Raw genomic sequence first — 10,721 nt, forward strand, 5'->3', positions numbered from 1 at the left:
CTCGGTCTCGATGGGGTCTGCGACTACCAGCGGTAGTGCGCGAAGGCCTTGTTGGACTCGGCCATCTTGTGCGTGTCCTCGCGCTTCTTGACGGCCGCACCGAGGCCGTTCGAGGCGTCGAGAAGCTCGTTGAGCAGACGCTCGGTCATCGTCTTCTCGCGACGGGCGCGGGAGTAACCGACCAGCCAGCGCAGGGCCAGCGTGTTGGCGCGACCGGGCTTGACCTCGATCGGCACCTGGTAGGTGGCGCCACCGACGCGGCGGGACTTGACCTCGAGGGTCGGCTTGATGTTCTCGAGAGCGCGCTTCAGCGTGATGACCGGGTCGTTGCCGGTCTTCTCGCGCAGGCCCTCCATGGCGCCGTAGACGATGCGCTCGGCGGTGGAGCGCTTGCCGTTCAGCAGCACCTTGTTGATCAGGGAGGTCACCAGAGGAGAACCGTAGACCGGGTCGATGATGACCGGGCGCTTCGGGGCGGGGCCCTTACGAGGCATTCTTACTTCTCCTTCTTGGCGCCGTAGCGGCTGCGGGCCTGCTTGCGGTTCTTGACACCCTGGGTGTCGAGGGAGCCGCGGATGATCTTGTAGCGAACACCCGGCAGGTCCTTCACACGGCCGCCGCGCACGAGCACGATGGAGTGCTCCTGCAGGTTGTGTCCCTCACCCGGAATGTAAGCAGTGACCTCGATACCGCTGGTCAGACGCACACGCGCGACCTTACGCAGGGCCGAGTTCGGCTTCTTCGGGGTGGTCGTGAACACACGCGTGCAGACGCCACGGCGCTGAGGGGAACCCTCGAGTGCGGGCGTCTTGTTCTTCTCGACCTTGTCCTGCCGGCCCTTCCGGACCAGCTGCTGGATCGTAGGCACTACTTCTCCGGTTTCTGTGTGCCGAATGGTGAAGCTAACCTGGAACATCGCCGACCCACGCGGTCGGGTGTGTCGAATCACGCGGACCTGCGCCCGAAGGCGAGAACTGCGCAGATTACGGTGGCCGATGCGGACTCCCCCTGCGGTGGAAAGGCACGCAAGGGGGCCAGGGCACACCCCAGGCACAAGGTCTGAGCGTACCTACCGCACTCTCCCTGGTCAAAACAAATGCCCCGGGGCCGTGCGCGGCCCTCGGACGGACGTCTCCGGGTTCGGTTACGTTGACCGATACGAAAAAATGTCGGTCCGTCAGGTCACGTCGGCCCGACGGGGTCGCGGTAGACACGAGGGGGACTCGATGGAGATGTCCGATCCGCCCGAACTGCACGACGAAGGCGCCTTGGACGACCGCGTACCCTTCCTCGCCCGGCTGGAACCGGAGGACCGCACCGCGCTGCTGGGACTGGGCAGACCCCTGGAGTTCGCGGCCCGCTCGACCCTCTTCCACCAGCAGGAGCCCTCCTCCTACGTACTCCTGCTGACACAGGGCTGGACCAAGGTCACCGCCTCCGCCGCCAACGGCTACGAAGCGCTGCTCGCCCTGCGCGGCCCCGGCGACATCATCGGCGAGGCCGCCGTGCTCACCGGCCGGTCCCGGTCGGCGACCGTCACCGCCCTGGAGGAGGTGCGCACCGTGGTGGTGGAGCAGGAACGCTTTCGGACCTTCCTGAGCAACTCCCCCGCGGCCGCCTTCGCCCTGCTCGGCCTCACCTCGGACCGGACCCGGGCAGCGGACCGGCGGCGGCTGGAGTTCGCGTCCCTGTCGGTGCGGGAGCGTCTCGCCTCGCTGCTGCTCGACCTCGCCCGCTCGCACGGCCGGCGCATCCCCGAGGGCATCGAACTGGGCGTCCCCCTCAGCAAACAGGAGCTCGCCGGCTCCGTGGGCGCCTCGCGGGAGATGGTCCAGCGACTGCTGCGCGACCTGCGGGACCGGGAGGCCATCCTGACCGGTCGGCGTGCCTTGGTCGTCCGCCGCCCGGAGGTTCTGCGCCGCATCGCGGGCCGCTGACCCTTCGGCCGGGCATCTCACCGGCCCCTTGTGTGCACCCCGTCACAGTTCCAGTGGGTCAGAAGTCCTCACCGCCCTCCCCCCGCGTGCCCCACTGTTCTGGCACCACCAGCCAGCCGGGCACTGCCGAAGGGCGACCATGACCGATCCCGTCAACCGCACCATCCTGCTGCTCGACATCGAACGGTTCAGCGACCGGGACGACGTCGAGCAGGCCTATCTGCGGCGCATGCTCTACGACATCACCGACCGGGCGCTCGCGGCCGCGGGCATCGACGAGCACCAGCGGCTTCGGCAGGACGCCGGCGATTCGGTCATGGACCTGATCGACGCCAACGCCTCGGTCACGGCCCTCCTGCGGGCGCTGCTCACCGAGGTGCCGGCCAGGCTGCGGGCAGTCAACCGGATGGCGTCGAGTTCCGCGCAGATCCGGCTGCGCTGCGTGGTCGCCACAGGGTACGTCGCCGTCGACGAGAAGGGCTGGGTCGGCTCCGACCTCAACCACGCCTGCCGCCTGCTGGACGCCTCGGTGCTGCGCGCGGCGCTACGGGAACGCGCCGGCGACTACGTCCTCTGCGTCTCGCAGAGCGTCCACGCGGGGGTGGTGCGGCACGGACACCACGGCATCCCTGCGGACGAATTCCATGCCATCACCATGGACAGCAAGAACGGGCCCCTGGAGGCATGGCTGCACGGTCCCGTGCCCATGGGCGCCGTCTCCGCACCGCCCGCGGCGGTGCAGGCAGCTCCGACGGCTGACTCCGCGAGCCCACGGGACTCCACGGCGGACGGTTCACCGCACGGTCCGGACGCCCCGGCCGGGCGGCAACCCGCGGCCCCGTCGGCGGCTCGTGCAGCGCACCCCGCCCCCGAGGTCGCCGCCCCCACCGCTCCCGTCCTCAACTTCAACGGGACGGTCTCCTTCGGCGGCGGCCTGTCCGGCGGGGACCAGCACGGGGTCAGCGGCGGCCAGGTCACCGGCGACGTGGTCATGGGCGGCAAGGACGTCCTGCGGGGTGACCGGGCGTGAGCGCGATGTCCCTGGAGGACCAGGATCGGTCAGCACCGGGCGACCCGGAGGAGGAGCCCCCCCAGGAGGACGGGACGGAGGAGTCGGAGGACGACCAGAACGCCTGGTCCGCGCGGAAGGATCTGTTCGACCACAGCCCTCCCTCCCTCCACCTGGGCGGTCCCGCGCGGTTCGGCGGCGGCCTGTCCGGCCGGGACCAGCACGGGGTCAGCGGCGGCCAGGTCACCGGCGACGTCATTATGGGCGGCAAAACCGAGATCCACCACTGGGCCCGTCCCGCCACGGGCAGCGCCTCCGGCGAGGTCCCGCCGGCCGTCCTGGACCGGACGGCCGCCTCCTTCGTGGCCCCGGACGGCTTCGGGGAACTCGTCGCCCGGCTGCGCCGCGACCGCTACCTGGTGCTCTCCGGCCCGCGGTTCACCGGCCGCCGCACCGCAGCGTTGAAGCTGCTGCACGCCTTGGACGCCACCCCGGTCCATCTACTGGACCGCGACACCGACCCGGGTGACCTCGCCGAGCGCTGCACCCCCCGCGACGGAGACCGCCCGGTCCGGGGCCACGTCCTCTGCGACCTCCCGACCCGTCGCGGCCGCCCGCTGCGCGAGTCCCACCTGCTGGCCGCGGCCGCCCGGCTGCGCGAGCACGACTCCTACCTCGTCGTCACCGTCGACCGCACCGCCGTGCTGGAGGAGGCGGCACACGTGGACTGGACACCCCCGGCGCCCCACCAGGTCCTCTCCTCCCGCCTGGACACCCTCGCCGGCCCGGAGGCCACGGCCCGCTTGATGGCCCTGCCCGCCGTCCAGGATTTCCTCGGCCGGGGCCACCAGCTGCGCGAGACGACCGAGTTCGCCACGGTGCTCGCCCTCCACTCGTCGGGCCGGGCCGACCGGGAAGCCGTCGAGAACTTCTCACTCGCGATGGTGGAGAAACAGGTGGCCGAGTGGTTCTCGGACGAGGAGAACGCCCTCACCCTCCGGGACAAGGCCTTCCTGATCGCGCTCGCCGCCTTCGACGGCGGCCCCTACGCCCTCACCGCGGAACTCGGCGACGGCCTGTACCGCCTGCTGCAGCGGGCGGAGAACCCCTCGTGCGTCCCCGAGGTCCCCGTCTTCGGCACGCACGCGAGCAAGCGCCTCCAACCCGCCCGCGCCCGGCAGTACGAGGAGCAGGAGAGCACCGAGTGGGGTCCCGTCGTCCAGCGGAAGGCCGCCTTCATCGACGACAGGACCGCCCCGGTCCTGCTCCGCGAGCTCTGGTCCGGCCATCCCTCCGCCAGGCCCGCCCTCATCGACTGGCTGCGCCGGCTCGCCGAGGACGGCCGCCCCCTGGTCCGCACCCGTGCCGCCTTCACCGCGGCCGTCCTGGCCCGGGCCGACCTGCCTTCCGCGATGGCCCTGCTGATCAAGCCGTGGGCCACCTCCCGCGCCCCGAGACGGCGGCAGGCCGCCGTCAACGCCCTGACCCTCGCCCACGTGCTCGGCACCCCCAACATCCCGCGGGTCCTCGACCAGTGGTCCCGAGACACCGACCGTCACCGCCGCTGGGTCGCCGTCCGGGGCCACGCCCTCATCGGCCCGGAGCGGCCCCGGCAGGCACTGGCATCGCTCCGTGAGGCCGTACGCCGCCTGGGCGGCGCCTCGGCCGCGCCGGACGCCTTCGACCTGGGATCGGCCCGCGAACTCGTCGAAGCGGTCGAGCTGCTGATCCACTCACCGGCCGGGGACGAGGTCCTCGACGAGCTCACCGCCCACCTGGAGGACGGCCCCGCCGTCCGGGCCCTTGCGCTGCACGGCTTCGTGGCCGCCTGCCACCACACCGAGGACGACGAACCGTACGGGCAGCCCCTCCTCCTCGCGTGGTACGCCCAGGCACTCGGCGAGGAGGCACCGGCCGGCCGTCTGATCCCCCTCCTGTGGCGGCGGGCGCTGTCCTACCCCGGCACCACCGAGGAGGCCCTGGACGCCATGCGGGGATGGGTCCTGGCCGCGTCCCGCTCCGACGCCGCCGAATGGGCCCTCGCCGCCCTCCTGCCACGGCTGGTCGCCGTCCCGACGGACGCCCGGCGGCTGAGTCATCTCCTGCGCACCATGCCGGGCGAGGACGGCGCACCGCCCCCGGCCGTCGCGGGCCGCCTCTCGTCCACCCTTCCGTCCCACTGACCGGAGAAACGCATCATGCCCAGCTTCCACCAGCCCGAGTGGCACCAGCAGGCGGACCGCGGCACCCAGCTCACCGACCCGGTGCTGTCCGTACGCCAGCTTTCCCGCTTCGAGTTCTCGCTGAAGCACACTGCCCGCATCCAGCACGCCCTGGTGTTCTCGACCGGCCAGGGCGAGTACGTGCCCTACCTGCCGCCGGAGCGGCCCACCCGTTCCGACATCGCCACCCGTCGGTTCACCGCGCTCTACGAGGTGGACATGGGCATCCACCACTTCACCGAATCCTTCACCCTGCCGAGCGAGAACGACGCCGTGGAGTTCACCGCCGACACGGACTTCTCCTGGCAAGTTGCCGACCCCGTCGCCTTCGTCCGCAGCGGCCACCGCAACGTTCCGACCCTGCTGCTGGCCGAGTTCCAGCAGACCGCCCGCCCGGTGTCCCGCCGTTTCCGCATCTCCGACAGCGCCGCCGTCGAAGCCGCTCTGGTCGACGCGGTCACCGCCCGCGGCCCGCTCGGCACCGGCGCGGGGCTCCTCGCCACCTGGAGCGTCAAGGTCCGGCGGGACCACGCCTCCCTCAGCGCGGCCGAGCAGATCCACGTCGCCGAGCTCGGGGTCGGGGTGGATGCCGCCCAGCTGAACCGGGAGCACCAGCTGCGGATGCAGCAGGAGCGGTACGAGCTGGAGCGGATGGAACTCGAGCAGAAGAAGGTCGCGTTCTACCAGTGGCACCTCGAGCAGGGCGGGGTGCACGCCTGGGCGCTGCACCTCGCCCAGCACCCGGAGGACTCCCTCCTGGTGATGAACAGCATGCGCGAGGACCAGCTCCGCATGATCAAGGACCAGATGAGTCTGGTGCAGACGCTGCTGGGTGGCAACGCGGCAGAACGCTTCGAACTGGACGCCCCACGGCAGATCGCCCTGCGCACCATGACCGACATCCTCAACCAGCGTCTTCCGGGTGTTGCCCACACTCCGCCCATGCTCCCCGCGGACGACGGCCCGCACGAGACCGCCGCCGACCCCCGGCTCCCCCAGGCCTCCGGAACGAACGGTGTCGATGCCGGGACGGCGCGGTCGGCGGGCCCGTACGCCCAGCCGCCCGCGCCCGCTCAGGCGCCTCCGGCGTGGCAGCCTCCGCCCGGCTACGGCAGCACGCCCACCGCGCCGTCCGGGCAGCGGCCGCCCCAGGACGGTGGCCCGGCATGACGGTCCCGGAGGCTCCCACCGGGACGGCGCCGCCCGCCACGGAAGCGCCCGTCAGCGGCCCGGGGGCTGCCGGCCCGGCCACCGAGGCCGGCCCCGCCCGGGCCCGGCTGGAGATCTGCGAACGGCTGCTGACCGACCTGCGCGCCGAGATCACCCGCGCCGACCAGAAGGCGTCCGTGCTGGTCGCCGCCCTCGGCATCACCGCCGGCGCGTTCAGCGGTCTCGTCGCCGGGGAGAAGTGGAGCCCCGCCGACCTCTCCGACGTGGCAGCGGCCCTGTGGTGGACCGGGGGCTCCGCCCTTGTCGTCTCCCTGGCCTCGCTGCTGCTGGCGGTCGTGCCCCGCTACCGCCGCAGCACCTGGGCACCGGGGGACCCGCTGTCCTACTTCGGTGACATCCGGCAGGCCGTCCGTCTGGGGCTTTTGGCGGACGCCCTCGAGGACACCGAACGCCGCCCCGTGGCCGGGCTGACCGCCGCCCTCACCGAAACCAGCCGCATCGCGGCCCGCAAGCACCAGTGGATCCGGCTGGGCCTGTGCGGCTTCTGCGCGGGGGTCGTCCTCCTGCCCGTCTCGCTCCTGGTCGGCTGACCTTCCCGTCGTCTCTTCGCCCAGTACGAAGGAGAACCATGTCCGCCCAACCTCCGCAGTACCCCGAGCCGGCCGGAGCCGCGCCGCGTCCCGGGCCGGACGAGGCCCCGCAGTACCCGCAGGCACCCGCCGCGCCCCAGTACCCCGGGAGCACGACACCGCCGCCCTACCCGCAGCAGACCACCACCCCGCAGTACCCGGACACCGCCACACCCGCCGCGCCCCAGTACCCCGGGGCCGCGACACCGCCGTACCCCGGCTCCGCCGGAACCGCGGCGCTCACCTCTCCGGCGTCACCGATGACGCCGGGGACTCCGCCCAAGGCAACACCGTCGTACCCGGTCGGCAACGGGTCCCGAGGGGCTCGCATCCCTGCGCCCGCGCACCGGACGCCGCGCTCCCAGGCGCCCGTGCATCCGACGCCCCCGCTCCCCGCCGCCCCGCCTCCGGTACCGTCCGGGCCGCCCGCGTTCCCCCAGCAGCCGGCGAGCCCCGCACCCACCGCCCCCGGGCACCCGGCGCAGGCAGTACCGTCCCTGCCCGGGCATCAGCTCGAGACGGACACCGGCCGCCGGATCATCCGGGCCGATCAGCGCCGCACGGACACCACCGCCGTGGGCAACCTGCTGATCCACCTGCCCCACTTCGTCTGCAGCCTCGGCGTGATGTCCCTCCTGTCGCTGGCCACCGGTCTGGGCGTCGTCCTGCTGGCCCTCTGGCTCCTCAGCGGTCTGCTCATCTTCCATCGGCCCTCGGAGCGGATCTTCGCCCGCCAGGTACTCGGACTGCGCGAACCTCTGCCTGAGGAGCGGTCGCGGCTCGCCCACATCTGGGACCAGGTCTCACGCCGGGCCGGGGTCGACACCGAGAACTACCAGCTGTGGGTCCAGGAGTCCGAGGACCTCAACGCCGTCGCAGCAGCCGGCCACATCGTCGGAGTCACCCGCTTCGCCCTTCGGAACCTCTCCGACGGCGAACTCGCCGCCGTGCTCGCCCACGAGCTGGGGCACCATGTCGGCGGACATGCCTGGTCGTCCCTGCTCGGCCACTGGTACTCCCTGCCCGCGCGGATCGCGTGGCGGGTGATGACGTTCCTCACCGTCGTGCTCTTCCGCGTGGCATCCGTCTTCTCCGCCTTGGCCGTCGTGGTACTCGGTCTCACCGTCGTCCTCGTCGCCATGGCTACCGTGGCCACGCTGTACGGGCTGCCGCTGCTGATCCTGCTCGCGCCCTACGCCTTGGCCGCGGTGGGCCGACGCGCCGAACTCCGGGCCGACCTGCACGCCGCCGAACTCGGCTTCGCTCCCATGTTGGCCTCCGTGCTGCACCGCCTCCACCAGCAGGACGAGGCGGCCAAGCACGCCGTCCTGATGCGGACCGGGAAGCCGCCCGCCGGGCCCGGCGCGCTGGGCAAGCTCCTCTCCTCCCACCCCGACCACCCCACCCGCCTCCAGCACCTGCAGCCCTTCCTGCAGCCCGCGCCGCTCCCCGCGACCGGTGGGCCCGACACCGACCCGCCCGCGGTGGGTGGGTGATCCGCCGCGCGCGCCCGCGCACGCACCACGGCGCACACGGACAACCCGCCTTCCATCGGGCGACGTTTGTCGGCCCAAGTTCCGCCGCGCGTTTGTTGATACGCGCGGCAAAGGGAATGAGAGGCGCAGGGACACCGAGCGAAGGGAACGCACCATGGCTTCACCTCTCACTGCCGACGCGCTGGTCAGAGCGCTGCGGAACGAAGGCGTGAAGGTGGTCGAGCACTCCGGCTGGCGCACCAACAACCGGAACTCCAAGGGGCCCTGGGGTCCGGTCCACGGCGTGATGATCCACCACACGGTGACCAGCGGCACGGACGCCACCGTGCGGCTGTGCTTCAACGGCAGGTCCGACCTCCCCGGACCGCTGTGCCACGGCGTCATCGCCAAGGACGGCACCGTCCACCTGGTCGGCAACGGCCGCGCCAACCACGCGGGCCTGGGCGACGACGACGTGCTGCGCGCGGTGGTCGCCGAGTCCGCGGCGCTGCCGGCGCCGAACGAGAACAACACCGACGGCAACTCGCGCTTCTACGGCTTCGAGTGCGTCAACCTCGGCGACGGCAAGGACCCCTGGCCGGCGGCCCAACTGGAGGCGATAGAGGCGGCCGCGGCCGCGCTCTGCCGCGCCCACCGGTGGAGCGCCCGGTCGGTGATCGGGCACAAGGAGTGGACCAACACCAAGATCGACCCCCGCGGCTTCTCGATGGCCGGCATGCGCGAGCGCATCGCCTCCCGCCTCGGCGCCGCCGCCCCCACGCCTCCCCCGCGGCCCGTGGTGGACCTCTCCCGGCTGGTCGCCGCGGCGAGGAACGATCCCGCCGCCCCGGGCACGCCCGTCAGCTACAGCGGCGTGAAGACCGTGGAGCGGGCCCTGGTGGCCGAGGGGCTCCTGGCCGCGGCGTACGCGGACGGCCACTTCGGCACCCAGACCGTGACCGCCTACGCCGCCTGGCAGCGCCGCTGCGGCTACTCGGGCGCGGACGCGGACGGCATCCCCGGCATGTCCACCCTGCGCCGCCTGGGCGACGAACACGGCTTCACGGTCCAGCAGTGACCCACTGACCCACCCCCGCAACCGAGCACGCACCGGGCCCCGCCCACCCCGTGGCCACCCCCCACCCCGCCACACCGCACCACACCACCCCCGCCCTGTCCCCCGCGACGGCCCGTCGGCCCGCGTCGGCCCCCGACGCCGCCGCGCCCCTCTGTCGCACCCCACAGGCCTCCCGGACCCGTCCCCGCCGACGGCCCACCGGCCCTCGCCGCCCCCTGACGCCGCCGCGCCCCTGTCGCACCCCACAGGCCTCCCGGACCCGTCCCCGGACGCCCACCCGAACCGCCGCGCCCCCGCGGCACGGCAGCAACCCCGGCCCCTCCCCGGCCGCACCCAGCGCCATCCCCACGTCGCGATCCGGACCCGCCCCACAGGCCCGGCTCAGCCGTCACAGCGCCCGCCGCCGCAGCACCCCTCGTCTCGCACCACCGTCCGCCGGGACCGCCGTCCGAGGCCACCACCACCGCCCGCGATCCGTCGCGGTGCCGCACCGATCCGCCGGCCGCCGCCCCGCGGGGCCGCTCCGATCCCGGCTGCGCTGTACCGGCCCCGACGGCGGTGCGAGCCCGACCGCACGCCGATGTCCCCGCGGCTCGCCCGCCCGCAAGCCGCACCGCCCGCGGGAACCCGGCCCCGCCACCGGCAGGCACCCCCGACCGGCAGGCCGGCGCCCCCTACCGCGTCGAGCCCACCACCGTCAGCACCCAGAAGACGCTCCACCCCACCACCCACAGCCAGCCCAGCACGATCCCCGCCAGCGCGCAGCCGTCGCCGTCCTGGCCCGTGTTCCGTATCTCCGCCCGCGCGAGGTGCCCGAAGACCACCGCCGGGATGCTGGTGATGCCCCCGGTGGCCACGGACAGGATGCCCAGCACCAGCGCGGCGACCGCCTTGCCGTTGGTGCTCGCGGGCCGCGCCACCGGCCAGTACGCCGGGGCCGGCGGCACGACGGGCGGCGGCGGCATGGCGGAGACGGGGCCGTGCGGCAGGTCGGAGACCAGCGCGGACAGCTCTCCCTGGGTGCGCGCGGCGTACGCCTGGGCGACCCGCTGCTCGAACTCGGCCTTCACCAGACGCCCTTCGGCGAAGCCGGCCCGGAGTACGTCGACCGCGCGTTCACGGTCGGCCGTCGAGGCCAGCATCGGGCCTCCGGCTCCGTAGGACCCCCACGGTTGCACGTTCATGTCCCACCACCCTCTCC

Annotated in this window: 10 protein-coding genes; 7 read left to right on the top strand and 3 right to left on the bottom strand. The window is 73.0% G+C overall.

The genetic code is table 11. From position 1 onward, the window contains the following. Window positions 1–23: 23 nt before the first annotated feature. On the bottom strand, window positions 24–494 hold the full coding sequence (rpsG, locus tag ACWD3O_RS04075; RefSeq protein ID WP_003974303.1) for a 30S ribosomal protein S7: 471 nt from the start codon (window positions 492–494) through the stop codon (window positions 24–26). A gap of 2 nt (window positions 495–496) precedes the next feature. Further along, complete coding sequence (gene rpsL / locus ACWD3O_RS04080; RefSeq protein WP_003948652.1) at window positions 497–868, bottom strand: 30S ribosomal protein S12; 372 nt, start codon at window positions 866–868, stop codon at window positions 497–499. 364 nt (window positions 869–1,232) lie between these two features. On the opposite strand from rpsL, the gene ACWD3O_RS04085 reads away from it, so the two are divergent. The 7 genes from ACWD3O_RS04085 to ACWD3O_RS04115 all read left to right on the top strand — a co-directional run bounded on the left by ACWD3O_RS04085 (window position 1,233) and on the right by ACWD3O_RS04115 (window position 9,520). Further along, a complete protein-coding gene (locus tag ACWD3O_RS04085) occupies window positions 1,233–1,937 on the top strand; it encodes a Crp/Fnr family transcriptional regulator (RefSeq protein ID WP_451414836.1) in 705 nt (234 codons plus the stop codon). 139 nt (window positions 1,938–2,076) lie between these two features. Continuing rightward, the gene (locus tag ACWD3O_RS04090) at window positions 2,077–2,967 is read left to right on the top strand and encodes a hypothetical protein (protein WP_451414767.1); all 891 of its coding nucleotides are present in this window, start codon (window positions 2,077–2,079) and stop codon (window positions 2,965–2,967) included. A gap of 5 nt (window positions 2,968–2,972) precedes the next feature. After that, window positions 2,973–5,129 carry a hypothetical protein gene (locus tag ACWD3O_RS04095; RefSeq protein ID WP_451414837.1) on the top strand — a complete coding sequence of 719 codons (2,157 nt, stop codon included), beginning with the start codon at window positions 2,973–2,975 and terminating at the stop codon, window positions 5,127–5,129. Window positions 5,130–5,144: 15 nt separating this feature from the next. Then, window positions 5,145–6,338 (top strand): hypothetical protein, encoded by a 1,194-nt coding sequence (locus ACWD3O_RS04100; RefSeq protein WP_451414768.1) that lies wholly within the window; start codon window positions 5,145–5,147, stop codon window positions 6,336–6,338. Continuing rightward, on the top strand, window positions 6,335–6,928 hold the full coding sequence (locus ACWD3O_RS04105; RefSeq protein WP_451414769.1) for a Pycsar system effector family protein: 594 nt from the start codon (window positions 6,335–6,337) through the stop codon (window positions 6,926–6,928). The genes ACWD3O_RS04100 and ACWD3O_RS04105 overlap by 4 nt, the downstream gene beginning before the upstream one ends. Window positions 6,929–6,966: 38 nt before the next feature. Continuing rightward, the gene (locus tag ACWD3O_RS04110; protein WP_451414770.1) at window positions 6,967–8,463 is read left to right on the top strand and encodes a M48 family metalloprotease; all 1,497 of its coding nucleotides are present in this window, start codon (window positions 6,967–6,969) and stop codon (window positions 8,461–8,463) included. A gap of 154 nt (window positions 8,464–8,617) precedes the next feature. Continuing rightward, window positions 8,618–9,520: an N-acetylmuramoyl-L-alanine amidase gene (locus ACWD3O_RS04115; protein WP_451410575.1), complete on the top strand. Its 903-nt coding sequence runs from the start codon at window positions 8,618–8,620 to the stop codon at window positions 9,518–9,520. Window positions 9,521–10,194: 674 nt separating this feature from the next. Here the strand turns inward: ACWD3O_RS04115 and ACWD3O_RS04120 are convergent. Then, complete coding sequence (locus ACWD3O_RS04120) at window positions 10,195–10,704, bottom strand: DUF1707 and DUF4190 domain-containing protein (protein ID WP_451414771.1); 510 nt, start codon at window positions 10,702–10,704, stop codon at window positions 10,195–10,197. Between the last annotated feature and the right edge of the window lie 17 nt (window positions 10,705–10,721).

The organism is Streptomyces sp. NPDC002640 (assembly GCF_053592575.1).

Coding starts and splice junctions, on each gene's coding strand:
- rpsG (WP_003974303.1), bottom strand. CDS start 494: ATGCCTCGTAAGGGCCCCGCCCCGAAGCGCCCGGTCATCATCGACCCG.
- ACWD3O_RS04085 (WP_451414836.1), top strand. CDS start 1,233: ATGTCCGATCCGCCCGAACTGCACGACGAAGGCGCCTTGGACGACCGC.
- ACWD3O_RS04090 (WP_451414767.1), top strand. CDS start 2,077: ATGACCGATCCCGTCAACCGCACCATCCTGCTGCTCGACATCGAACGG.
- ACWD3O_RS04095 (WP_451414837.1), top strand. CDS start 2,973: ATGTCCCTGGAGGACCAGGATCGGTCAGCACCGGGCGACCCGGAGGAG.
- ACWD3O_RS04100 (WP_451414768.1), top strand. CDS start 5,145: ATGCCCAGCTTCCACCAGCCCGAGTGGCACCAGCAGGCGGACCGCGGC.
- ACWD3O_RS04105 (WP_451414769.1), top strand. CDS start 6,335: ATGACGGTCCCGGAGGCTCCCACCGGGACGGCGCCGCCCGCCACGGAA.
- ACWD3O_RS04110 (WP_451414770.1), top strand. CDS start 6,967: ATGTCCGCCCAACCTCCGCAGTACCCCGAGCCGGCCGGAGCCGCGCCG.
- ACWD3O_RS04115 (WP_451410575.1), top strand. CDS start 8,618: ATGGCTTCACCTCTCACTGCCGACGCGCTGGTCAGAGCGCTGCGGAAC.
- ACWD3O_RS04120 (WP_451414771.1), bottom strand. CDS start 10,704: ATGAACGTGCAACCGTGGGGGTCCTACGGAGCCGGAGGCCCGATGCTG.